General features: G+C 46.8%; 17 protein-coding genes. 4 read left to right on the forward strand and 13 right to left on the reverse strand.

Going from position 1 to position 24,623, the window contains the following annotated elements:
- Positions 1-32: 32 nt before the first annotated feature.
- From crtI (OXN25_04790) to idi, 5 genes are all read right to left on the reverse strand, one after another.
- Positions 33-1,514, reverse strand: coding sequence for a phytoene desaturase family protein (gene crtI / locus OXN25_04790; GenBank protein ID MDE0424167.1), 1,482 nt, complete (start codon positions 1,512-1,514; stop codon positions 33-35).
- Positions 1,515-1,548: 34 nt separating this feature from the next.
- On the reverse strand, positions 1,549-3,036 hold the full coding sequence (crtI, locus tag OXN25_04795; GenBank protein MDE0424168.1) for a phytoene desaturase family protein: 1,488 nt from the start codon (positions 3,034-3,036) through the stop codon (positions 1,549-1,551).
- Positions 3,026-3,700: a lycopene cyclase domain-containing protein gene (locus OXN25_04800; GenBank protein ID MDE0424169.1), complete on the reverse strand. Its 675-nt coding sequence runs from the start codon at positions 3,698-3,700 to the stop codon at positions 3,026-3,028. Before OXN25_04800 ends, crtI (OXN25_04795) begins: the two co-directional genes overlap by 11 nt.
- An 83-nt stretch (positions 3,701-3,783) precedes the next feature.
- Positions 3,784-4,353: a hypothetical protein gene (locus OXN25_04805; GenBank protein ID MDE0424170.1), complete on the reverse strand. Its 570-nt coding sequence runs from the start codon at positions 4,351-4,353 to the stop codon at positions 3,784-3,786.
- Entirely contained in the window at positions 4,343-4,882 is a 540-nt protein-coding gene (idi, locus tag OXN25_04810) for an isopentenyl-diphosphate Delta-isomerase (protein MDE0424171.1), read from the reverse strand. Before idi ends, OXN25_04805 begins: the two co-directional genes overlap by 11 nt.
- Positions 4,883-5,211: 329 nt before the next feature.
- Between idi and OXN25_04815 the strand changes: the two genes are divergently transcribed.
- Positions 5,212-6,180 carry a MerR family transcriptional regulator gene (locus OXN25_04815; protein ID MDE0424172.1) on the forward strand — a complete coding sequence of 323 codons (969 nt, stop codon included), beginning with the start codon at positions 5,212-5,214 and terminating at the stop codon, positions 6,178-6,180.
- Between the two features lie 156 nt (positions 6,181-6,336).
- Here OXN25_04815 and OXN25_04820 read toward each other — a convergent pair whose 3' ends face one another.
- From OXN25_04820 to OXN25_04835, 4 genes are all read right to left on the reverse strand, one after another.
- On the reverse strand, positions 6,337-8,529 hold the full coding sequence (locus OXN25_04820) for an RRXRR domain-containing protein (protein MDE0424173.1): 2,193 nt from the start codon (positions 8,527-8,529) through the stop codon (positions 6,337-6,339).
- A gap of 36 nt (positions 8,530-8,565) precedes the next feature.
- Entirely contained in the window at positions 8,566-10,422 is a 1,857-nt protein-coding gene (locus OXN25_04825) for a hypothetical protein (protein MDE0424174.1), read from the reverse strand.
- A gap of 218 nt (positions 10,423-10,640) precedes the next feature.
- Positions 10,641-14,969 (reverse strand): hypothetical protein, encoded by a 4,329-nt coding sequence (locus OXN25_04830; GenBank protein MDE0424175.1) that lies wholly within the window; start codon positions 14,967-14,969, stop codon positions 10,641-10,643.
- 61 nt (positions 14,970-15,030) lie between these two features.
- Complete coding sequence (locus OXN25_04835) at positions 15,031-17,277, reverse strand: hypothetical protein (protein MDE0424176.1); 2,247 nt, start codon at positions 17,275-17,277, stop codon at positions 15,031-15,033.
- Between the two features lie 325 nt (positions 17,278-17,602).
- Here OXN25_04835 and OXN25_04840 point away from each other — a divergent pair, with 325 nt between their 5' ends.
- The gene (locus OXN25_04840; GenBank protein MDE0424177.1) at positions 17,603-18,628 is read left to right on the forward strand and encodes an amidohydrolase family protein; all 1,026 of its coding nucleotides are present in this window, start codon (positions 17,603-17,605) and stop codon (positions 18,626-18,628) included.
- 438 nt (positions 18,629-19,066) lie between these two features.
- On the opposite strand, the gene OXN25_04845 is transcribed toward OXN25_04840, so the two are convergent.
- Positions 19,067-19,762 carry a hypothetical protein gene (locus tag OXN25_04845; protein MDE0424178.1) on the reverse strand — a complete coding sequence of 232 codons (696 nt, stop codon included), beginning with the start codon at positions 19,760-19,762 and terminating at the stop codon, positions 19,067-19,069.
- A 162-nt stretch (positions 19,763-19,924) separates the two neighbouring features.
- Between OXN25_04845 and OXN25_04850 the strand changes: the two genes are divergently transcribed.
- Both OXN25_04850 and OXN25_04855 read left to right on the forward strand, forming a co-directional pair.
- Positions 19,925-20,530, forward strand: a complete 606-nt coding sequence (locus tag OXN25_04850; GenBank protein MDE0424179.1) for a phosphoribosyltransferase family protein — start codon at positions 19,925-19,927, stop codon at positions 20,528-20,530.
- A gap of 49 nt (positions 20,531-20,579) precedes the next feature.
- Positions 20,580-21,542, forward strand: a complete 963-nt coding sequence (locus OXN25_04855; GenBank protein MDE0424180.1) for a DNA-processing protein DprA — start codon at positions 20,580-20,582, stop codon at positions 21,540-21,542.
- 82 nt (positions 21,543-21,624) lie between these two features.
- On the opposite strand, the gene OXN25_04860 is transcribed toward OXN25_04855, so the two are convergent.
- The 3 genes from OXN25_04860 to OXN25_04870 all read right to left on the reverse strand — a co-directional run bounded on the left by OXN25_04860 (position 21,625) and on the right by OXN25_04870 (position 24,587).
- Complete coding sequence (locus tag OXN25_04860) at positions 21,625-22,698, reverse strand: agarase (GenBank protein MDE0424181.1); 1,074 nt, start codon at positions 22,696-22,698, stop codon at positions 21,625-21,627.
- 89 nt (positions 22,699-22,787) lie between these two features.
- A complete protein-coding gene (locus tag OXN25_04865; GenBank protein ID MDE0424182.1) occupies positions 22,788-23,747 on the reverse strand; it encodes a nucleoside hydrolase in 960 nt (319 codons plus the stop codon).
- Positions 23,748-24,422: 675 nt separating this feature from the next.
- On the reverse strand, positions 24,423-24,587 hold the full coding sequence (locus tag OXN25_04870; GenBank protein MDE0424183.1) for a hypothetical protein: 165 nt from the start codon (positions 24,585-24,587) through the stop codon (positions 24,423-24,425).
- Positions 24,588-24,623: the final 36 nt, after the last annotated feature.

Raw genomic sequence — 24,623 nt, forward strand, 5'->3', positions numbered from 1 at the left:
CTCCCATCCGATGTTTAAAAACGAAACACCGGTTACTCCACCAAATCCTTAAGGACCAATTTTACCGTCGTTTCCGCTGTTAGTAGTACGCCTGGTACGCCAGCTCCGGGATGCGTACTCGCCCCAACGAAATATAGTTTTTGTATATCTTCACTTCGGTTATGTGGTCGAAAATACGCCGTTTGTGTTAGTTTCGGCTCAACCCCCCATGCACTGCCGAGATGATTGTTCCGTAGTTTTTTGAAATCTGAAGGCGTAAAGGTTTCGAGCACCTCAATCGAACGCTTTAGATCTGTCAGTCCAAAATCGTTCTCCAAGAAAGTCAATATGCTGTCTGTATACGCTCTCTTTATCTTCTCCCAGTTGATACCGCTCTCCAAATTCGGCACAGGAATTAGAACATACATACTCTCACAACCTTCGGGTGCCATTGTCGGATCGGTCTGTGACGGAATATGTAAATACATCGAAAAATCGTCCGGTAGGATTTTATTGTCAAAAATGTCGTCTATCAGTCCCTTGTATCTCTTAGAAAGAATGAGCGTATGATGCTTCAGTTGCGGATACTTTTTATTCACACCGAGGTAGAGTAGAAACGCACTCATTGAATATTGGGTTCTTCTGAGTTTCTTGTCAGACCATCTTCTACGATGTTTCGGTTTAATAAGTTCGCTGTATGTGTGCACCAGATCGGCATTGGAAATTACAGCATCCGCTTCGTAAAATCTCCCTTTTGCCATAACCCCTTTCGCTTCTCGCTTTTCAACGGCAATCTGTTCAACCTCTGCATCGGTTTCAACGATACCGCCGAGTTCTATGAACACATTTTCCAGTGTCTGAACAAGGTTATACATGCCTCCCTTGCAGAACCAGACACCGCCAGTTTTTTCAAGGTACGGAATCATTAGGTAAACCGAGGGAGCCCGAAACGGATTGCCCCCTATAAACAGTGGATGAAATGAGAAAGTGAAACGGAGACGCGGGTCGTCAAAATATTTTTTAACGAAGTTGTATGCTGGCATCAACGCCTGAAGTCGTAAGGCACGTGGCAGAAAACCGATCATTGTCGGTAAGTCAAAGGGAGTCGATCCAAGCCCATCCGTAATGACAGCATCGTAGAGTTGACGGGTGTGCGCCATGAACTGGTCATAGTTGTCAGCATCCTCCTTATTAAACCGTGCCATCTGCCGTTTCATCTCTTCGCCGTCATCCGTATAGTCAAGCGATGAACCGTCATGGAAATAGATGCGATAAAACGGATCAAGTTTCACCAAATCAAGATAATCTTCCATCCGCATACCCGCGCATGCAAACACACGCTGAATCAGGTCAGGTGCCGTGATAATTGAGGGGCCCATGTCGAAAGTGTATCCGTCCCGAACCAGCTGATAGGCATGGCCACCAACTTTCGCGTTCTTCTCCAGAACCGTGACCTGCATACCCTCAGCCTGCAGTCGAATCGCTGCTGCGAGACCGCCAAATCCTGAACCGATGATGACGATTTTCTGCTTCATAGCTCCCAACCCCACCACAAAGTTTAGCCACACTTCATAACTTTTCCTGATCCTCTGCAATCAACGTTGCTGCCATTTTTCCAGACAATATCACCAACGGAATTCCACCACCCGGATGCACCGAACCACCAGCGAAATAGAGTCCATCAAGCGTCCGACTCCGATTTGGTATCCGTTTGAATGCTGTGGTTTTGCTATTCGACGATATGCCGTAGATGCTCCCCTGATTGCTCGCATACAGTTGAGAAAAATCTTCCGGTGTGTAGATCTGCTCCACTTCAATTTGATCGGCGATGTCAAAACCGAGTTGTTTTAACGTGTCCAAAACAACCGATCGCATCCGAACCGTCTCCTTCTCCCATATCTGTCCAAATGTGAGATATGGCATGTTCAACAATACGAACCAATTCTCGCCATCAGCTGGTGCGTGTTCAGCATCCGCTTTACTTGTTATAGCGATATAGATAGTCGGTTCATTCGGTACTTGTCGGTGTTTGAAAATCTGCTTGAACTCCGCATCGTAGTCGCTGGAGAAGATAATGTTGTGGTGCGCTAACTTCGGGTGCTTGGCACGAACACCCCACAGGAATACCATCCCTGATAACGAAGGTTCCAACCGATTCAATCTTTCGCGACGTTTCTGATGTCCGTCAATCAATTCGTTATATGCTACAACTGCGTCCGTACCGCAGAGTACGTAATCCGCCTCAATCTTTTTGCCATTAACCTGCACACCACTGACCCGTTTGCGTTCCTGACAGATTTTTTCAACTTTTGCCGATGTATGAACCTGAACACCTAACTCGCGCGCGACTGCCAACAAAGCATCAACGAGACGATATATCCCCCCTTTGACATAATACCCACCCAACTCATACTCAATATACGGAATTATGTTAAGCGTCGCAGGTGCCTGAAACGGATCTGAGCCGTTGTAAGTCGCGTAGCGGTCAAAGAGTTGAACAAGTCGCGGATCTGAAAAAAAACCGGACACGCTCTGGTGGACGGTCCGAAACGGATCAATTTGATGAAGCCTCAACAATGTCTGAAAATGTCGAGGTTTCATGAGTTTTTTGAACTCATGGATCGGTGTAAACATAAAGATTTCAGATGTTAAAGTATGAATCCGTTCCGCATATTTCAAGAAACGCTCATACGACTCCACATCATCAGGTGATAGCTGCTGGATAGCGGTTCTCATCTTCGCCTTATCGGCACTCGCATCCATCACTGAACCATCTGAGAAGAAGTATCGGCATATCGGGTCAATTGACACAAAATCAAGATAATCTGACCGATTGAACCCAGCAAAATCGAACAACTCGTCAATAACAAAAGGCATTGTTAGCAAGGACGCGCCAGTATCAAATCGGTAGCCCTCCAAAACGACCTCGTTCACCTTTCCACCGATTTTCGGATTCTTCTCGAATAATTGCACAGAAAATCCAAGCCGTGCCAGACGCATTGCACCACTTAGCGCACCAAGTCCACCCCCAATAACTGCTACTCTCTTATTTTCCATTCTTTAGTTTCTCGTAGAGCATTGTGTTAAAAAGCATCAGTGTGAATCCGTATCCGAAATCCTCAATTGGAATCGTCCAAATCCGGTACCCCATCTGATACGCCTCACCATATATAACAACCGGGCGCGCCGTGAGATAGCCGTTGAATACCAAAATCAAACCCGCGACAATTGCAAGATAGAGATAAGTTTTCGGACGCAGAAGTAGGTCGGTTCTTAACAGCATATCTACCAATCCAACAAGTCCAAAACAGCATAACACCAATCCTGTATACTGTTTACCTGTGCTGAAAACCCATATACCGACAGGTAGTGTAGCGTATAAAACGTTTCTAATGTGCCGAAGCGACTTCAATCGTGCTAACCATCTATCCAATTGGGGTAAGGTCTCCCACACTAACAAACATCCAAATGGAACTGTGATGAAGAAGAGCCATTCCTCAATTGGCAAACCGAACAACCGAAAATCGAGTGTATATGCCGTGTTGAACTGCCAATGCGAGCCCGCGACAAGCGCGTCCCATATCACATAAGGAATCATTACAATTACACTTACGAGTAATTTCAATCGCCACCGTGAAACGCTTTTAATTTGGCGACTGAACTGGGACACGACAGGCCCTACAACAACAGCAAGGTTAAATAGAAGATATTCAAACTTCATTTTCAGGGCGTTCTGCTGCGCTTCACTCTCAGCAGTCAGGTCGCTGCGCTTTCAGGTGTCAGCAGTTAGCAAAGACGCAAGCGTTACTGACCGCTAAAAAGTGTTTGGAGATATATTTTTTCGCTATCAGTCAACTTCGCATTTTCAAGTAGGAACACAAAGACATTTGTGATTAACTTCGGATCGTAGGCATCTATCTGCTGTGGCATCAATTTGATAATTTTTTTGAAATCGCGTTGGGCATCGTCCGCACGTCGGAAGAAAAATGGAAGATGATAACAAGTCGTTCCGTGGATAAATAGGGCTTCAATGTCGTTTGGACTCTTCTGCAAACCGCTATCCATAATTGCTAAACCGCGCTTTGCCCACTTGAGTTTGGTATGCGGGAGAAATGCGTGTTTGCCTTTGAGGGCAACGAGTGCGCCGATATAGACCTTTGCGCGCCCAACGTACTCCGGTTCGACTTTCGCAATTTGCTTAAACAACGCAATTGTCGGCGCAACCTGCTTTTCGTCTTCAATCGCGGTATAGAATTGTTCTCGCGCGCCCCTCAGCGTCTCTTCCACCGATCCGTGAGATGCAATACTACTAAACCATACGAAAAAAGGCAGTATTAATATCAGACTTATATGCGCAAATTGGTTATATTTCATTAGAAAAACCGATTTTTTGGGACTGTTCAACAACACGATCCAGCGTTAGTTTGAACCAGTAAGTGTAATTTTCAGGACTTTCTTGAACATCCTGTTTCAACGCGCTTATGTTCATCCATTTCCAATCGTCAACTTCATTCGGATTTGGAGTAGGTTGACCGTTATAGTATCCAGCAAAGACATGGTCCAATTCGTGTTCAAATAGACTATTATCGAGTTGGGTGTGATAAATAAAACTAAAAAGTCCAGTTAATTCACAGTTAAAACCCATTTCCTCATTGAGTCGACGTTTCGCCGCGTTATAATAACTTTCACCGGGACGTGGGTGGCTACAGCAAGTATTCGTCCATAATCCCCCAGAGTGATATTTTGTTAGTGCGCGTCTCTGTAGCAATAATTCGCCTACGGCGTTAAAGATAAAAATCGAAAATGCACTGTGTAATTTACCCTCACGATGTGCTTGTAGCTTTTCTTGGGTGCCGATTTCTCTGCCCGTATGGTCTACGAGTATGACATGCTCTTGTATCATTGATATTCATTTCCTTCGTATCGGTATAATTTCTCAAGTTAAATTAGGGCGTAAATCTCTATGTACACTATTATTACATATTGTCTATATTATGTCAAGAAAAAATTTATACAATTTTATCATAAATCAAATTTTGTATAAAATTATGTAGGGCAATAGCACAAGATGACGCAACGAATACCCACCACAGATAACCAGATCGAAAGGAAATTAAGATTTCTCCTCCGTCTTAATTTTAAAATTTAGACAAAATTATAGACAAATAACATATACCAATGTTATACTAAATCGTAAGATAACAAGAAAAAAAAGAAAAAAGGAAAGGACTGATGACGGATCAACATAAACACGGTATTAAAACCGTTGCTATTCAGACAGGATTAACACAACTTATCATTCGGGCATGGGAAAAGCGATACAACGTCGTCACACCGCTGCGAACCGAAACGAATCGTCGTCTCTATTCCGATGCGGATATCTCGCGACTCACGTTGCTTCGTCTCGCGACTCAGGCAGGACATAGTATTGGACGAATAGCAAATCTATCGACCGAAGAACTTCTGGAACTCATTGGAACGGGTGGGACGGTTGTGCAGTCCGCTGCAATCGCAAAAGAGGATGTCTCACAGGAAACATCCCTTCATTTTTACATCGCTTCGTGCATCGCAGCGATTAAAAGATTTGAGATGCAAGCACTCGAATCAACACTCTTCGCCGCATCAGTCGCATTTAGCCAACCTGTTTTCCTTGAAAAGTTGATCACACCGCTGATGCAGAAAATTGGTGAACAATGGAAAGCAGGAACGTTACGGATCGCACACGAACATCTTGCCACTGCAGTTGTCCGAACACTGTTGGGCAGCATCTCTCAAGGATCTGATGTATCCGCCGCAATGCCAAATTTAGTGGTCGCGACGCCACGGGGTCAACTCCACGAAATCGGTGCCTTAATTGCCGGAACAACTGCAGCGTCGCACGGGTGGCGAGTCACCTACCTCGGTCCCAACCTACCAGCTGAAGAGATTGTAGGGTGTGCAGTGCAAAATGGGGCAAAGGCGATCGGGTTGAGCATCGTTTACCCGACAGATGACCCCCTTATGGCAAATGAATTACGGAAAATTCGACGCGGAATTCAAGCAGATGTTGCCCTGTTTGTCGGGGGGGCGGGGGCAATCGCCTACGACTCCGTCATTAACGTTATTGGCGCGGTGAGAATCAATGACATGCCAACTTTCCGCACCGAACTCGAAGCCTTGCGTGCGCAACAGAACGCGTCAGTAGCATCGGAGGAATCGTAGCGGAAAGACTATCTTCGTTCAAGTTGCCAGTTATTGATTGTTGAACAAGAGTTGTGTGGTAACAGAAACCACTTCGTTACGCTCGCGTCTTTAACCAATATCTGATAACGGAAAGGATTTCGCAGAAATCCGTACCGAGAATTGTTCTTTCAATAACTATTCCCCTCGGATCGCTTGTCGTAAGATTCTCATCTGTTCAAGTGTTGCAGATGAGACTTTTCCATCCTGGGTAATCCCCATGTTCATTGTAATTACCAACTTCTGGGCAATACAGGTCTGCACATAATCAATAAGCCGCTGAGTAGCAAACAGGGGTGCAGCAATATCGGTATCTGGATATCCGTGCTGCCAAGGGTCATCGAGAAAAATCAAGCCGTGCGGTTGTAGTCCGCCTGCACTGCCACCCTCTGCAAAGAAACTTGCTGGTGGATTCACGAGCGCACCGCCAAACTCACCCGCATAGTACTCTTGAAATTCAGTCGTTTTGGGGAGAATCCAACTGTTCCAAGCGACAATGCGTTCGGGATTGCCAACCTTGGTCGCCTCATACAACTCTTCAAACGGCTGAAGCGGATACCGATCGTCGAACCAGTACCCCGCAATTTTTTTACCATAGCGAATACCGATCTCGGTAAGAATGTCACGCTCAATTTTGAAGAACCCTGACTTGTCTTGACGTAAAAACCCAGCGGCTTTCATCCACCCTGTATCCCCAACGCCATGATGGAAATAAAGAATAAGGGGTATATCATGTTCTTGCAGTTTGTCAGCCATCTCTCCAATTAGATCGCGTCTACACGTGCGTTCCGGCATAACCGCTTCGATCGATTTCAACGGAGCAGGGAAATGCATAACTCCGTGGACAGAAGTGAAAATAACGTAGCCTGCCCCAGTTTCACGCACCATATCGGCGAAAGTATCGATGTCAAAAGCGTTCACCGCTTCTGGATAGGATTTTTGTGAACCCCGCAACGGCTGCGTCGTTGTTGACCAGTGGAACATTACGCCATATTTCGCCTCGACGAACCAATCGGTATTCGCTCGTATTTCTTGAGCCTTCTTCCTTGAAGCAATCGTTGCTTTTGCTGCCGAGGGTGAAATCAGCTCAAGCGAATGGACTTTTATGTTTTCTACAGAGTTTGCCTTTCCGATGAGGCGCAGCGTAATTGTACTTTCACCTTCGGGAATGTGCAATGTCTCCTGAAGCGGTATCCTTTCAAAATTCTGCGAATCCCCTGCCCATCCGGTTGTTTGGCGGACTATCCAAGTAATTTTGCCGTGTCTTGTGATAATCTCGAACGCCGAACCTATTGCATCGGCATCGGCAGTATAAGTTAGCGCAATTTCATAATCAGAAGACCCCTGGAATTTCACCTTCCATGAGAGTGAAGCGGATGGTTTGTTCCAACCCTCAATCCAGTCCTGTGCCTGCAAGTGCGCAAGACCGGCATCTGTCTTGGCACTGTCCCCAAAAAGATAGATAACCGACGAAGGATCTGCTTCAACCAACCGCGGTTTCTTAAGCGTAGCGGGATCTCCCTCAATATCAAGAACGACGATGTCATCAATACCGTTTTGGTATTCCTCTGGAACCACGATCAAAAGTCCCCACGGATGTTGTCGCACGATTCCCCACAAAGTGCCGTCTACCGTGGGATTTCCCAGAATCCAAGCGTTCTTCACCACCCGATCGGTGATTGCTGGAAGCGTGATATTGTTCTTTCCAGCCCAAGAAAGCACATGAACGTAGATTCTGCCATCCTTGTAGGTTGTGACGTATTGGTCGGTGGGTTCAAATGGACCACCGCGAGTATTGATGATCGATTCCCCGTTCTCCTTAATCCACTCTTGAATCACTTCGTTTGCTCCAGGGAATCTGGACCTTTTCTGGCTATCCGACAATGGATTGACATTGATCTCTAAATCGCTACCCGCTGCATGCACCATATCTACAATCAACGCCTTGGCGGTTCCTTGATTACGCATAATTTCCTCCTCTGTGTGTGCAGCAAAAACCAGGCAGTTGAGCGCAAGTAAAATCGCAAAGAACGGACTTAGTTCGCGACGCTTTTCAACTTTCTGGCACACCTTGTTATGGGCATCTGCCTGCGCATTGAAATAGGTATGTGATGCCGATTTGACGGTAAAGCCCTCTTTTTTGCTGCCAGGGTCTACACCCACAGCAATCTCTTGATTACATCGTTTTGAAGGTTCTCTGTTGAGTCTTACACAGAATACGCCGTTGCTCCAAAACGGTGTTGCCTTGCCTGATTTTATTCGCTTCGCTGCCCTGGAAGGACGTGTAGGCATCAATGGCTTTTGATTCTTATCTACAACTGGGACAAACATAGTTTGTAACTTCCTTGGGATATGTATTTCCCCTTTTTAGAATCTCCCAAAGACACGCACAAAAATTTCCATGTAATTCTGGTCGTTAACATCACCGATTGCCCGTTGATCTATGTACCGCGCACCGATATGCAGAAACATCCGCTTTTCGTAAGCGACAAAACTCTTCTCCATTTCAGCCAACAAGGCTTGACGGACAAAATCGTTATCGTTCTCACGCATATCATTGAACAAGAGAATTTGCCCCCCACCGGTTAGCTTGATGGTTTTCGTAAACTGGTAGACAACCTTGAGGATAAGTGCGGGTGCCATATCGCGGACATTTGCGCGTTCAATTTGGCGTAGTCGGAGGCGACGGGAGACCTCCTCACCGTCAATCTCTCCAGTTAGGGAAAGGTATTCCAACCGGTCCTCCGCCATTCGGAAGCCATTACGGACAGTGTACTTGAACATTGGGCTAATCTCAAGCGACTTGGTAGGACGCATACGGTACAAGGTTTTGAAGATACCCACTTCGTAATGCTGGTTGTCTTTATCAAAGTCGTAGTCGTACTGAACTTTAGCGCGAGCTGTGGTGACCATCCGGTCAATTCCTAAGTATTCCCAAGTGATTTTGGCAGTGTTAATCAGGTCGTTCTGCATCAGCAGCGGATCCTTGCGTCGTTTTTCGACTTCAGTCCCGCCATCAACACCAAAGAACTGAACATCACCATCTTCTTCCATCTCCCAGACTTCCGGCTGTGATCGATAGAGGTGTTCGTCTTGCCTACTTAAAAATCCAGCGTAATACCACGTTTCGTCAGGGATTCGATCTTTCACCAACTTCAGCTCATTCTCAAAAACGAGCGAAGAGGCGTGTGGGAGTTCTTTTTGATAAACGAGATTAGCGAACGCTTTCGTTGAAGTTGGCGTATTTCTGAGTCTGATATTTTCTTCGATTTGAAACCCCAAATCCAAGTCAACAACACTCGTCTGCTGACTGATCTTGCGGTTCATGAAAAGCCGTACACCTTGAAGTCCAACATCGAATTCATAATTCGGATCCTTATCATTCTCCTCTTCGTCCCGAATGCCGTTGTTGTTCCGATCGCTCTCATCAAGGAAATCCTCGTCAACATCAAAAAGCAGAATATCATCCTCATAGTCGAAGATACCGTTGTTATTCTTATCAAGGTCTCCGGGGATAATCAGGGAGGGAGGATCAAGCGGTGTGTTATCGGAGTAGCGGTCTTGATCGTCATTATCGCCAACTGAACGAGAGGCATCGAACCGTGGGCCGACGCGAAACACTTCTGCCTGAAAGATGGCATCACCAACGGTTTGGAAGGCTTTGAAAACGGTCGTTGTCGCATCAAAGCGCGACCGCAAGTTTTTCCGCAACGCGCTTTTCGGTGTAACAGCCACTTCTGCTTTTATACCGTAGTTGGTAAAATTGGTTTCCAAATCCACCGCCCATACGGGTGTTTCGCGGAAGTACCAAGAGAGTCCTAACTGCGATTTTCCAAACTTTGTAACCTCACGTAAACCGATACCTGACCCTTCCATTGTCCCCTCTTGTCCGTTCAGTCGGTTAAGCAATCCAGGGACCATGAGAATTGTCCAATCGGTGCGATTCGAGCGGACCTCCCAACGGACACCGCTTAAGTCAATCTGATCAAAGGTGAATTTTGTGAAGGTCGTCGGGACTTCTCCGAGACTCAGGATATTTTTGACGCTACCCGCTGTCTCCTCAATCACCATGACACTGTGGAAACCCCGCCGAAAGAGACGATCAAAATCAAAACGGTCTTGTCTAACGCGTTCTTCCTCCGTATCTGCAAGGAAGTTCCGTCTGTTTGTGAAATCATACTCGACACGTCCAGAAAGAAACAACTTGCCGAATAGACTGTACACATCCTCTGCCTCAGCCCGGAACGTGAGGGAACAACAAAGCAAGACTTTTAAGAAAAAAAGGAAACTTTTAACAGAAAAATAAGGACCGAGCCAGGACTTTCGGTTGTCTGTATTTATTTCCATATCGTATTGGCTATCGGCTATCGGCTATCGGCTATCGGCAAGAAACCTTATAGCGGTTGCCCACACTTTACATACCACAAACTGATGGCTGACGGCTATCTCAAAATATCCTCCGGTCCGTAGGACTCCGTGAAGGTTGTCCAGGTTCCTGTGTGTTTATCAAGACGGCTCAATCCACGATATGTGCCAAACCAAACATAGGTGTTATCTACCGCCACGGAGAGGATACCGTTATGTGCTAAACCGTCCTCTCGGGTGTAAGTCGTCCAACTATCCGTCAACTGATTAAACCGACTGACGCCTGCATTATAGGTGCCGATCCACAGTTCCGTGCCATCCACACCGATATTGGTAACCTTGTTGCTGGCGAGCCCATCTTCTGTTGTATAGGCATCCCAAATATTCGTCTTTTCATTATAGAGCGTCACACCACGATCGCTGCCAAACCAGACCCGATCGCCATCAATAGCGATACAACTGACTTCATCACTTGCAAGCCCATCTTCCACTGTGATTGTCTTCCAAGTGTCTCTACCGATGTCGTACTTGCTGACCCCTCGGCGTGTCCCGACCCAGACGTGTCTCTTGCTTGCCGTGATACACCAAATTTGATCGGTAACTAACGATTCTGCGAACTCCTTAGATATAGCGGAAGGCTGGATTTCGGTTCCCGACGTATAGGTGATCCAAGCATTAAGGTCATCCGCTGTGCGAGGATATTTTCCAATCCCAGAGTTAGTGCCAACCCAGATGCTATCGCCGTCACTGCTGACAGAGGTTATATTATTGGCAGGCAACCCATGCTCAGTTTTGTACTGATCCCACCGGAGTGCTAATTTATCAAAGCGGTTCGCCCCATCGCGTGTCCCGACCCAGACATATTGTTCATCGGTTACAATAGAGCTCACAACGTCATCGGAGAGCGTGTCTCTCTTTTTGCGTCGATGCTCATGCCAGTGGCCGCCATGGGTTTCTATATTTTCGGATCCACCTTCCTGCCGATAATTCTTCCAAGTCCCCAAGGATTTATCATAGCGGGACATACCTTTGTCAGTTCCGACCCAGACAAAACGTTCATCTGTATCAACTGTCCGAACAGTCCGACCAACAAGCGTTGGCAATGATGTCAAAGGTGTCCAAGATTCTTTCCGCTTGTCATAGCGGGAAAGCCCACGCAAGGTTCCGACCCATACGTAGTCTTCATCAACCGCAAGCCCATACTCACCGACATGGTTATGGAGTAGGCCTTTGATATCTCTAAACGCTGCCCAAGTACCAGAAGCGAAATGGAATCGCCGAAGCCCACTGTTGGGTGCAGCTAACCATAGATAATCTTCGTCGGCTGCCAGTTCAAGCGTTCCGCGTCCGGATCTGATTGTCGTCCACTCTTTGTTCCGCCTATCGTATCGTGTAACTCCTACATCTTCCCAAGGTCTATAGAGTATCCATACGTCCTTCTCTGTTGCAATAATGCGTCTAATGGTCCTCGAAGCAAGTACATCGTTCGTTGAAAAGGTTGTCCATTTTTTTGTTTTCTTATCGTACCGCGACAATGGACGGTTGCTACCTCTGTCCCATTCCGAACGCGCAACCCAGATGAAATCGTCATCTACAGTAATCCACTCTCCGCCTCTACCGGCGAGTCCATCCCTTGGACCGAAGTCTTTCCATTCACGGGTAATCTCATTGTACCGAGTGAGTCCACGCCCAGATGCAAACCAGACATTTGGTCCATCAACCCCAAGTGCATTTACACGTTCAATCTGCTCATGCCTATCCTCTTCAACTACTTCCCATGTCCGAGTCGTTTTACTATAATGGTTTAATTCCAAACCTATCATCGGAATGACCCAGACACTCTGTTCACTCACAGCAATTTTACTTAAATCGTCTGTAGAGAGTCCATCCTCTGTCGTAAAATGCTGCCATGTATCCGCCATTTTATCGTAACGGAGAATACCGTAGTCTGTCGTGAACCAGACTGCGTCCGTATCCACATAGGTCCAACGCAGGAGTGTCATGGATCTTTTCTGCGTAGACTTCAGAATATCTAAGCGTGTAAAACGCCGCCACGTCTCTGTTGGCCGATGAAATCGTACAATACCACCATTGGGTGAAGCTCCCCAGTTACTGAACCAGATGTAATCGCCATCGAACTTGATGTTCGAGACTTTGATTTCAAGGAACGGCTCCCGCACTGGACGGGACTGATGTGCTACCTCTCTCCCACTTTGCGTCTCATATTCAACCAGACCAATATCTGTTGCCAACCAAAGTGTTCCATCCGCCTCACAGAGGATGTCGCGAATACTATAGGGCACGTTTGAGAGGGAATTCCAAGAATCAGAAGCGATTGTGTAACTGCCGAGACCGTGTGGTGTGCCGATCCAAAGGACGCCATCTTGAAAGGCAAGTGCGGTAACATTGGGAGAGGGCAACTGTTTATTAAAGGAGAGTGGAAGCCAAGACTGGCGGGTGCTGTCATACTTTGCCAGCCCTTGACGTGTCCCTGCCCAAAGTGTCTGTCCTGTGGGAGCGGTTTGTAACCCCGAATCTGTAGTAAGCAGCACATTAACGTAAGAATTCGGAAGACCGTCGGCGGCCGAGTGCATCTTCTCATCTTCAATCGAATACCGCCAAACACCTTCCGCACCGCCAAACCAAACATTGGCATCGCGAGCGAGTACAGATGATATAAGTGGGTCTTTAGGCGTATCTGGTAGGGCAAGCTGCGTCCATACTTGAGAAATTGTATCATACACCGCAGGACCGAGACTCGTACCGAGCCAAAGGTAGTGGCTCGGCGATGCAGTATCCACATCAACGGATGTCACGAAAGCTTCACCTTGTGTTTTCTCACGAGATGGGATCCGAAATGTCCATTCACCGCCCAAAGATGCCCGTGTCCCAAGCCCGCGATCGGTCCCGATCCAAATGGAATAGTTATCAGTTTCCAGAGAAGCATTACTGGCGACTGGCGACTGTCGACTGCTTAGCTGAATACATATTGATGTGATATAGGAAGTTGGCAATCCATCTTCTTTGGAAATCGTTTCCCAACTGTGCGTTTGCGGTGAGTAAATCGAAATCCCTGCGACTGTCGCAACCCAAAAGTTTCCATCCGGGTCGCGCGCTATATCCCGTACGTCGTTGTCGGTGAGAAAATCGGCTTGTTTGTAAAGCGTCCACTCACCGGTTACCTTATCAAAACGGCTCACACCATCCTCTTTGCTCGCGAACCAGACATCGTTACCTTGTGTTGTAATCCAGCTGACATGATTGCTCGATAATCCATCTGCTCTCGTGTAGTGGACCCATGTGTTGACAGGTTTAATGAACCGATGCACACCCGCATTAGCAGTTCCGAACCAGACTTGGAACCCATCTGCCCGGATCGAGGTAATCATATTGCTTCTGAGCAAATCAGTTTTCGTATACGTTTTGATGAACGTTTGGTCAACCTGATTGTATTGACTGACCCCCTCGTTTTGCGTGCCAAACCAAACACTGTCATCGTCCACCGCAATCGTAGCAATCTGGCTGCCTATCAAACCATCTGATTTGGTATAGTTATTCCAAGAATCGGTATCTCGATGATAGCGACTCACCCCACCCCTGCTGAACCTTGGATCCTCATCCCATCCATGTGGATCAGGATTTATTTCTCTATCGGTGCCGACCCAGACGTACTCCGGCTCGACTGCGATCGTTGTAATTACTTTGCTGACTAAGCCATCTTTCCGAGTGCGTACCGCCCAACTATCTATCGTTTTGTCATAACGGTTCAACCCATCGGATGTCCCAAACCACACGTAGTTTCCGTCCACTGCAACAGAAGAGACTTGGTCGCTCGCCAAACCGTCAATGGTTCGGAAAGTCGAAAAAGCGTTTGTTTGGACATCGTAACGGCTCACCCCTTCATCCGTAGCAAACCAAACCCATTGCCCATCAACAGCAACAGCATTCACCATATCGTTTGCCAACCCATCTTCCATTGTATAGTGGAACCACTTGTCCTGTTGGCGATCCCAGCGCGAAACTCCCCTCGCTGTCGCAATCCATACATTGTCTGCATCTGCAGCAATACAGTTAACTTCGTTACTGACGAGCGTCCGTTCCGTGGGCCACGTCTTTACAGGTGCCGAACCCGTTTGGGAATCCTCAAAGGGTACATCGGATTGCCGATCAGTTGCTAATGTCCCACATCCCATAACTATAAACAGGAGCAGTAACACCAAAACACAGACATTAGAAAATCCGTAAAGTGTTCTAAAGTCTGTAAAGTTGTGAAGTTGTTTCAGATTGCGTCCCAACTTTACAGAATTCTTCCACTCGTTGCCTGAAGGGGGCAAGCCGACTTTAGTATACTTGCTGCTTTTCGCAAGCGATCTTTGCGGCTCACGATTATCTGCTCGCTTTATCATTTCTAATTACCTCTTAATAACTTACAACTAACAACCTTAGCACACTTCATAACTTTCCTTATCAGTCGATGACAATCTGTTCGATAGAATGCACAAACAACACATCTTTCACTTCATCATAACGCTGGAGTATTTGAGACAAGTCATCAGAATTAAGGTCTTCGCCGGTTAATCCTGTGATGACGAGGTCAGCCTGAGCGGATTGATGGGACACTTCGTCTTCCAATGATTCCAAACTGTCATAGGAAACTGATGTCACATTTTGCATCGAGATTGGCAATCGTCCTTCTATCATGAGGGTCGAGAGTTTGTCCGCTTCTCGCTCAGCGTCTCTGGAATCGGAACAAGCGAAGAGTCTAATCTCTGCGCCTTTCCAGTCGGGATGTCCAATAATAATATACGCCAGCAAGAGCATCATCGGGGCATTATTTAGATTCTCCTCTGTCACCCAGACATGGATGGAGGACTTATAACCGAAGCGGTACCCCGTGGATCTGAGGATTAGAATATTGAAAAGCGAATTTACAGCGATCCGCGTGCCTTGTTTGATCTCCTCAATTTCCTCTGGAGTCTCCTCATCAAACTCAAAGAGTATGGTATTGTTAGGCAACCCCGAAATCCCCGGCATCTGTGCTATTTGTGTGATTGCAAGTTGAAACGTTGGACAAATCAGGGTATCAACGAAAACGCTGGCTCTACTGACCTCCGTCCGTTTAATGAGTTCATCAACGTGGAGGCGTGCCTTTATCTCGTTTGGAAATGTGTAATCCCCAAGGTAGAGTTGAACGAAGTGTCCGAAACCGTGTCTGTGGCAGATCCACCGGAGCAAGTCGAAATGCCCAAGTCGATGTTCCCCTAAACGTGAAACGGCGACGATCGAAGGCCGCCATCCACCTTCAGAGGTCATAGCCCGACTTTTTTGGAGGGTCGTCTGCAACCAACGGGTTAGCTGAAACATTGTTCCTTGAAAGATTGCGGCAAAGTCGCGCTCGTCTTGACGGCTGCGGCGAAGCCCTATGTAGGTGCCACCCATGAGGACGAGCGCAATCAGGGCATAGAACGCGCTAATCTGAACCATCATCAGCCCGCACATCACGGTCCCCAGCAGAGACAAATACCAACGAGAATGAAAGGTCGGACGATAAGACGGATTGCCTGCGAAATGCTCAAGAAATGATACCGCACAGAGGGCTCCATAAGTTACCATAAAAAACATACTCAAAATTTGGGCGATAAAGTCCACATCGCCTATGACAACAAACACTATAGCAACAATACCCGACACACCCGTCGCGTACACGGGTTCTTGACTTTTTCCCACACCGGTTTCCATCAGACGATTCAGTCTCGGAATCGGAAAGACGTTATCACGGGCGAGCATTTGCAGCGTCCTTGGTGCCACCATGATTGAACCGAGGGCAGAGGATAGTGCGGCTGCGCCTAATCCGATATAGATTGCCGGACTCCAGAGGGCGACTTGCGCCATGATAAATTGGTCCTCATCCAGTGCCTCAGGTGTGGCACTCTGTCCCAATTTGACAGCAACAAGGACGTATATTACCATACCGCCGAACGTCGCGCCGATTGTGCCGAGAGGTATACTCCGCCGAGGATTCTTTAGATCTCCCGACAACCCCAAGCCCGCAATCATGCCTGTAAAGGCAGGGAAACAGGTCGCGAAAACCGTCCCAAAACCATCCGGATTTTCAATCCGCGCCGTAAGATTCAACCCCTCGGGTCGTATAGAGTCGGGCCCCTCACCAAATAGGAAAGCCAGAATTGAGACCGCAAGCATTACGCAGACGAACCAGAGAAGTTGTACCCCTACGCCTGCCCCTTTCGTCAGCATGATCACCAACATCAGGAACGTGCAAGGAATACTTACCCAGCGCGCATCTAAACCAAAGCCATAAGTAGCCTCAACCCATTCATAAACTGGTTGAAAGGCTTCCGCAAAAGCGACAATATAAAAAGCAACCGAGATCGCTTGCGAAATATACAGCGCGATGCCGATCGAACCTCCGATACTCGCACCGAAGGAACGACTCACAATATAATACGCACCACCGCCAGCGACTCGGCGATTTGTCGCAATCTCAGACACTGCCAAAACGGTAGGGACTGTCACCAAATGCCCAAGCAGAACAACCATAAGTGTCCCCCAGAGCCCAGCATGCGCGACAGCGTAACCGAACCGTAAAAAAAGGATAGCACCGAGGATTGTGCTAATTGAAGCTAAAAAAACAGGAGCTGTACCAAACCCGTGCCCATTTTGACTTTCAGATTTTTGTGACGCTTCTGAAAACATACGCACCCCCTTAGTTTATGAAAACTTCTTAATATATGTAAAACTTCACGAAGTTCTCACAGACGAAATTATCGTGATTTTTTAGGAACACCGCTGAAGAACTAAATCTTTCGTTTTATCAATGATTAATACTAAAATCACGCCATTCCCGCAATTATTATGCCATAAAAGCATTTCATAGGCAAGGAAAGCGTAGCATAAAACCATCTAAACCCAATGAACGGCACTCCAAAAACCTATTTGACAAAAACTCCCAAATGCTCTACAGTGTATTTTAATCGCAAAATGACAACCCGAATTGACTGTAGAGATGGAGGTATTCATAATGCCTTATGGAGATAATGACTGGCTCGCTTTAACCGAAGAACCGACACTGGAACCAGAGATCCCTATCTGCGATCCACATCACCACTTTTGGGATTTCCGAACCGAGCGGATTCCTTACCAACGCTACTTGCTCCACGAGTTGATAGCAGACATCAATAGCGGACACAATGTGCGCTCTACTGTATTCGTTGAGGCGAGAGCGATGTACCGAGCCGATGGACCGGCGGAAATGCGTCCTGTCGGTGAGGTTGAATTCGTGCAAGGGTTGGCGGCTGCGAGTGCGAGCGGTCTATACGGCACGAGTCGCGCTGCCGCTGCGATTGTTGGACATGCGAACTTGAACCTCGGTGAGCGCGTCGAACCCGTACTGGAGGCACTACAAGCGGCAAGCCCGAATCGGTTTCGAGGGATTCGCCATTCTGTCACTTGGGACCCACACCCGGAGATAGCAGGCGCGTCCGCTTACAGAGCAGAAGGACAACTAGAGCGTGAGGACTTCCGAGCAGGGGCGCGGGTGTTGGCAGGTATGGGGATGTCTTTTGAGGCTTGGATGTACGCGCCACAACTCCCTGAACTCGCTGATTTTGCGAAAGCCGTCCCTGATTTGACGATTATCTCAAACCATATTGGCGGTTTGCTACGGGTCGGTCCTTACGGCGGTAAGGATGACGAGGTGCTGGCGAATTGGCGGGACGGCATCGCTGCAGTCGCGGCGTGTCCGAACGTTCACATGAAACTTGGTGGTATTGGGATGCCTCGTACGGGTTTTGACTGGCACGAACGGGAAGAACCAATTGGCTCTGAAGAGTTGGCGGAATCTATGGCCCCCTTTATGAACTATTGTATTGATCAGTTTGGTCCAGAGCGGTGTATGTTCGAGAGCAACTTCCCTGTTGATAAGGTTTCGTTCTCGTACAATGTGATGTATAATGCGTTCAAACGGTTGTCATCGGGATATTCGGAGAGTGAACGTGCTGCGCTGTTTCACGATACGGCTGTTCGTGTGTATCGGATAGATGTATGAGGAAACATCTAATCCTACAAATCCGCGATTTTGCACCGAATAAAACGTGAGTTTGATAAACGTAGGATGTCGGGTTTCGCTCCTGCTATTTAGGCAGAATGTGCCTTGAAAACGACATATTTGTGCCCATTATAGGGTTTTTCGTGTATATTTACCGCTCTACCCGACCTACAGATTTATTTTCAAGCTCACGTTAATAAACATTGCTACGGTGCCCAACTTCATGCACAAAAACCTCTTGGGTTCTTGCATTGAAGGAGTAAAGGACTCGATAATGTTTGGCAACTGTTAGACTGAATTTGCCTCTGTGTATACCTTTCAATGCTTTTTTCGGGTGTTCATCCCAATTTGCACATAAATTTTCCAGTTTTTCGAGTACTCTTGCCCGGATTGTGGGATGTAAACGCTGCATATCCGATCTCGCCCCGGATCTTAGCACTAACGTGTACATTTCAATTTTACCCCAAACTCCTTAGCAACCTCCTCAAGTGAAATCGTTTCTGCTGTGCCAGCTTCGATTTCTGCTATACTTTGATCAATCCTCTCAATAACTTCCGGGCGGAATTCCAATCCTTCGTCCGGATCGTAGTGATAATCTTCAAAAGCACCCTCCAGAAGTTCATAGGCGACGTAAAACTCTCGAAATGCCACTTCTAACTCTTTATCTGAAGGATTTTTATCAAGCAGCACAACAAGCCTCTCACGTACTGGGAAGATATCTTGGGTGACGAGGTCGCGAAGCAAAGCTCGGTATTCTTCCATTGATAAGTCAGTGATTTTTTTTTCTGGCATCGGATCACTGTTGAGGTAGATCCCCATCCGTCTGAAGTTCCGTTCTTTAAGAGTCGTCTTCCGATTAGCGAGGACATATTCGCGCTGCCGTTTGAGTTTTTTAACGAGTGGTGTATCCTGTGTGAGTCCTTCAAGCGGATCTTCTTCGTAATCCTCTAACCAATAGGCGAAATCTACATAGTCGCCGTGGAAGTGAAAGAATTCTGCATCCAGTGCCTCGCGCGGACCCTCCTTTGCGAGTAATGCAGCAAGGCGTTCCCGCGATTTGAAGAGTTCCTCGTTAACGAGCGTGTGGAGTAACTCCCGGAATTCGATAGGGTTCATCTCCGTAATGTTTGGCATGATGTTCTCCGTATGTTTTACAACCTTGGCGTTAAGTATAACATAAAATCCAATTGATGTCCAATATAGAAGCTTGAATTGCTGTGAAATTTGGTTGATACCCTTCACAAAACATGGTATACTTCTTCACAAAGGCAGGAGGACACAAATGGTGCCAGAACTATGACAGATATCAACCCACAAGAAATTCGCGGTAATTGGCGAGCAGGTTGGGCTTTAGACATTCATACACTATCAAGTCGTCCTTTGCCGGGCGGAGGATATGATACGAAACGACCCGAGTTTGGTGAATGGGTCTATCAGTTAAAATATCGACACGATAGAACCAAACTTCAACCTATAGCAGAAGTTGCTGCCAAATTCGTTAAAGAAGAATTTGCCGTTGATGGATATCCGATCCTTCCATATCTGAAGGCGACTCTTCCGATCCCACCCTCAGATCAAAATAGAAATTTTCAGCCTGTTACCGAAGTCGCACAGGAAATAGGGAAACTTCTAAGTGTACCGGTCCGAATGGATTATCTGATGAAAGTAAAGCAGACAGTACCCCTCAAGAATCTTCCAAACATAGAGAGTAAACGTGAACAACTCCGTGGGGCGTTTGTGGTGCAGTCCCAAGATTTGAAAAATCAATGCGTTTTGTTGGTTGATGACCTCTATGACTCAGGAACTACTTTAACAGAGGCAACCAAAGCTCTCTATGAACAGAGCGGTGTTCAACATGTTCTCGTCTTAACCCTCACTCGAACACGGACAGGTCGTAATTGAGGTTATGAACTCCGAGGTTACCAAAATCAAGCCAAACAAGGACAGAAAAATGAGCATTAACAGAGATTATTTCTGGTTTCGACTCTTTAAGACGCGTGGGATAGGTCCCAAATTACTGGTTTCGATTGCCGAAATCTTGGAAGCAGACAACCTAAACCCAGAAATATTACCGCGAAGCCAAAGTGAACTCTCAGCACAATTTCCGAAATTAGCGAAAATTCTTAATGGAAAAATCCGTGCAGAGGATAGAGAGAAGGTGTCAAAAGAGTACGAGGAACTCAAAAGGCAAGGGGTCAATATCATTTATCCCGGGCACCCCGATCTTCAGCCACACATCCTTGAAATTTCACCAATTCTATTTGTTAAAGGGCGGCAGAAACGGCTTATGTCAGATAGTGTCGCAATCGTTGGGGCGCGGAACGTATCAGATATAGGGATTCGTATTGCGAAAAAACTCGCTGGAGATCTCGCAGACGAAGGGTTAAACATCGTCTCTGGATACGCCAAAGGGGTTGATTCGGAAGCACACTTAGGTGCATTAGAGGCGGAAGGAACAACAACACTCGTACTTCCTCACGGTATCAAGCAGCTGCATCAAAAAAGTGCATTTAAGAAGTTCAATTGGGATCAAGACGTACTCGCCGTTTCGCAATTTGACCCAAATTCCAGGTGGCGGGCGCGCAATGCAATGGTGCGGAATAAACTTGTGTGCGGACTATCTAAGGCGGTTGTTGTTATTGAATCAGGACCCGAGCGAAATGAGCAAGGCAAAATGAGTGGAACCTTCAGTGCCGCAAAAACGGCACTCAGTATGGATTTACCGCTTTTCGTTCTCAATCCAAACTGTCTTGACGATGCCCCAAAAGGCAATGCCGAACTGATTAAGTTGGGCGGTTATAGTCTTGATCCTGTCAATGGTGCAAAGGAAATTGTTGAACGTATCTTCGTCAAAAAGGCGAAGCCTGCTTCAATTGCAAATCAAAATTCTACTGAGCAATTGTCACTCTTTTAAGGATTTCCAGACATCCTAACCGGAGTTTGTAGCGTATCGCTGTCGAGTGGGGTTATGCCGCCATACGTATCAAGTGTATGTGTCATAGGTTCTGTCTCCGCTGCATTTCAGTGTTGACGACGCGAATCCCAGCAATCGTTTCGTTAATCTGCCTGTTTGTCCGGTCTCGAAACCCGCATTTGCGTGCGTTGTTCCGAATGTATGCCCCACATAGGTGGTATCCGACGCATTGTGGGATCTCCCAGAGTGCGTCCATCACTTGTTGATAGTGGTCTGTATCGTGCAAACGGTTCGCCGTTGGTGGCCAGCTTGTGTCACTGTGAGCGCGTATATGTCCCGCCGCGTCTGCCAGCAGCACCGGTCGGTCTGCGAAGCCTGCCCAGCGTTGCATCTTCGTAGCAATATTCGCTACCGTCCCAAAACATTGAAAACTGAGCACATCAATGTAGGGCAGTGCTGCTTGGACGACTTCCTCGGGTAGCACTGCGTTTGCTTCCCAACGGTCACCCAAGATTAGGTGGTTCGGGTCGTAGCGACGGATAGCGTCATGGGTGACCTTATAGTAACGTTCGGCAATCGCCGAGAGTTCGCGTCGTCCCGCTTCTGATTCGAGCAGGTCTGGATCGACCAACGACCCGCGCCACTTTGTGGTAGGCGAGGCGTGCACCCACTGCGGACAATCGCAGTAGAAGTAGCCAATTAGCTTGGGATCATCCCGCAAGCGTACGCACTCATCGCGGGCGACATAGTCGCACCACTCTTCAAAATCGGGGCTCATAAGATCAGGCATACGAACTTCAACCTGCCACTGATGTGCCTCAGTGAAAGGTAGCAGATGGCAGTAAGGCATGTCCGCCCATTGGTACTCCTCATAAGTAAAGGGTCGCGAATGCCGATGGTAGCCGTCAGTGATAATTACGACTTCCTGAGTCCAGCCAATCGTGTTAAAGCCCCAATCCCGCAGATCATCGGCGACTGCGCGGAGCCACTGTTCATGACTGTTGGCGAACTCGCCTTCCCACACGCCATCTGACTCTACATACCGCAACGCAGCCGAGTCGATATGGTTCATGCCGATGGACCAGAAAGGTGCACCGTCGGGTGTAATGAACCACCAACGTCCGTCCCGCTTTTCAACCGTGTAAAAGTCTGCCATTGTGGTTGGTGTTCCTTTAATAATAAAACACAAAAGCGCAATGAATTGCGCTACTACAAACAGAAATTATTGAGGTCCGCTTTTTAGATTCACTTTCTCGGCGGTTTAATCATCAAGTCTTCAACGATACGGACAAACTCACTATCCGACACCTTTGGATCCAGATAAGACCGAAAGCCTTGTTTCATCTCCCATTCATACCCATTCGACAATCTACCTTTGCCTTCTGTGACCTCAGTGAAATAGTCACCAACACCGCGGACACCGTATAAGACAGCCAACTGATCCCAACTGGAACGTCCCCTATACTGCCCGTTAAAACGTCGATAATACGCTTCACGCACAGGATTTTCAGCAGCTGTTTCCGCAAGTCTGGCACCGGTATGGACAGACTCTCCATAGTGGCTGATAACAAGGTGTGTGGGCCAATTGTGGATAACATATTCTGATTTATCAATCTGATTGTGACGAACTGTGTTGTACGGATCATCAACAACCAACGCCATCACCACGAGTTCGATGACTTTCTGCTTAACGAGGTTAGAATCGGTTTTCAGGAGATCGTAGAGATTGTTGAGGAAACCGACGCTGATAATTGTTACCGAGTCATCGGGTTGTTCACTAAGCACCTGTCGGTAAAGCTCCAAAGAACTCGGTGTAGGAGTGGTCGGGAGATGATGTGGAAAATTAGCGAGTGCATCCAGATAACTGGATTCATCAGGATCAGCGAGATCACCTTTATAGATACCAATGGGAATGTCTTCGCGGTTGTACCACGTATTTATCGCACAAATAGCGTTGGCAGCACTCGGATGTACTTCGTTGAAACTAACAGCAAGGATCTCAGTCTCTCCACTATCTGCCAAGGCATGAAGCACAGCCAATGCCCCTACATCATCTACGTCTGTAGACATATCGGTCTCAAATATTACTTTTTTAAGGTTCATTTTCTCAGCACCTTCTGCCAGTAAATTAGACGGTGTTATTATCACAACCAAGAACGTCAATATTGCTACAAGGCACGAAATCTTAAAGTTCTGCTCTAACATGAATATCTCCGAGTAACTTCAAAGATGCAATTTCTATTACGTAAGTATATTTGAAAAATTGACAAATGTCAAGAACTCCGGCGTTTTGCGCCAGAGTCATTCGATTTTCAGTTGTCTGAATCAGGGTTTGTAGGATCATACGGACGTGAATATGTATTTAACTTAACGGTATATTTTCCAGCGATTTCCCTTAAAAATGTTACACCAGTGTAACATTTGGCGTATAGTGTGTAACGTTAGAGAACCCAGTCACCGTAAGGGTTCGTTGATGTTTAATTTTCTGTTGTGAAAAAAATAATTTGGCGAAAAGTGTAACATTTTTGAGTTAGCGGTCAGCAATCAGCGGTTGATATTCAGTAAGTAACTTCTGTAGTCCTCTGAAAACGTTTGTGTCGGTTTCCGCGCCAATATTTTGTCGTTTGGTACAATATTCATCTCTTTGGAAAGTCTTACGATATATTATACTCTATTTGCTAACGGGTGTAAAGTTAAAAATGTATTAGTGATTTATATTTTTGAGGATTTAGTGTCAAAAACTTTACACACCCCTGTAAGTCCATCCTTATGTCTCCTTTTTGTGGTGGTTTACAATAAAGGATAACATAAGGATGGGCGAACACCAAAGCGAAAGCAGCAGCCTTCATGAATCTGAAAGCATCTCATATCTTAAAGCAATTAGCACCAGGCGTGTACATCGTAATTTTTTAGCACCGCTTCACTGAGATAATTTCGGTTGTTAGTGGTTTGATAGATGCTGTCCGGCTCGATTCGTATCAATCCATCTGACCAACCGGTATCGCGTGAAGTATCAACTAAAATCCGAATTCGTTCTTTTGTCATCTGTTGTATGCCCTGTCTATTAGATTGTTGGTTTGG

The sequence above is a fragment of the Candidatus Poribacteria bacterium genome (assembly GCA_028820845.1).
Classification (GTDB): domain Bacteria; phylum Poribacteria; class WGA-4E; order WGA-4E; family WGA-3G; genus WGA-3G.

Bases quoted from the DNA above. Each gene is read 5' to 3' on its own strand.
- crtI (MDE0424168.1), bottom strand. From the start codon at position 3,036: ATGGAAAATAAGAGAGTAGCAGTTATTGGGGGTGGACTTGGTGCGCTA.
- OXN25_04820 (MDE0424173.1), bottom strand. From the start codon at position 8,529: ATGTTTGTCCCAGTTGTAGATAAGAATCAAAAGCCATTGATGCCTACA.
- OXN25_04865 (MDE0424182.1), bottom strand. From the start codon at position 23,747: ATGTTAGAGCAGAACTTTAAGATTTCGTGCCTTGTAGCAATATTGACG.
- OXN25_04830 (MDE0424175.1), bottom strand. From the start codon at position 14,969: ATGATAAAGCGAGCAGATAATCGTGAGCCGCAAAGATCGCTTGCGAAA.
- OXN25_04840 (MDE0424177.1), top strand. From the start codon at position 17,603: ATGCCTTATGGAGATAATGACTGGCTCGCTTTAACCGAAGAACCGACA.
- OXN25_04870 (MDE0424183.1), bottom strand. From the start codon at position 24,587: ATGACAAAAGAACGAATTCGGATTTTAGTTGATACTTCACGCGATACC.
- OXN25_04855 (MDE0424180.1), top strand. From the start codon at position 20,580: ATGAGCATTAACAGAGATTATTTCTGGTTTCGACTCTTTAAGACGCGT.
- OXN25_04835 (MDE0424176.1), bottom strand. From the start codon at position 17,277: ATGTTTTCAGAAGCGTCACAAAAATCTGAAAGTCAAAATGGGCACGGG.
- OXN25_04850 (MDE0424179.1), top strand. From the start codon at position 19,925: ATGACAGATATCAACCCACAAGAAATTCGCGGTAATTGGCGAGCAGGT.
- crtI (MDE0424167.1), bottom strand. From the start codon at position 1,514: ATGAAGCAGAAAATCGTCATCATCGGTTCAGGATTTGGCGGTCTCGCA.
- OXN25_04815 (MDE0424172.1), top strand. From the start codon at position 5,212: ATGACGGATCAACATAAACACGGTATTAAAACCGTTGCTATTCAGACA.
- idi (MDE0424171.1), bottom strand. From the start codon at position 4,882: ATGATACAAGAGCATGTCATACTCGTAGACCATACGGGCAGAGAAATC.
- OXN25_04805 (MDE0424170.1), bottom strand. From the start codon at position 4,353: ATGAAATATAACCAATTTGCGCATATAAGTCTGATATTAATACTGCCT.
- OXN25_04860 (MDE0424181.1), bottom strand. From the start codon at position 22,698: ATGGCAGACTTTTACACGGTTGAAAAGCGGGACGGACGTTGGTGGTTC.
- OXN25_04845 (MDE0424178.1), bottom strand. From the start codon at position 19,762: ATGCCAAACATTACGGAGATGAACCCTATCGAATTCCGGGAGTTACTC.
- OXN25_04800 (MDE0424169.1), bottom strand. From the start codon at position 3,700: ATGAAGTTTGAATATCTTCTATTTAACCTTGCTGTTGTTGTAGGGCCT.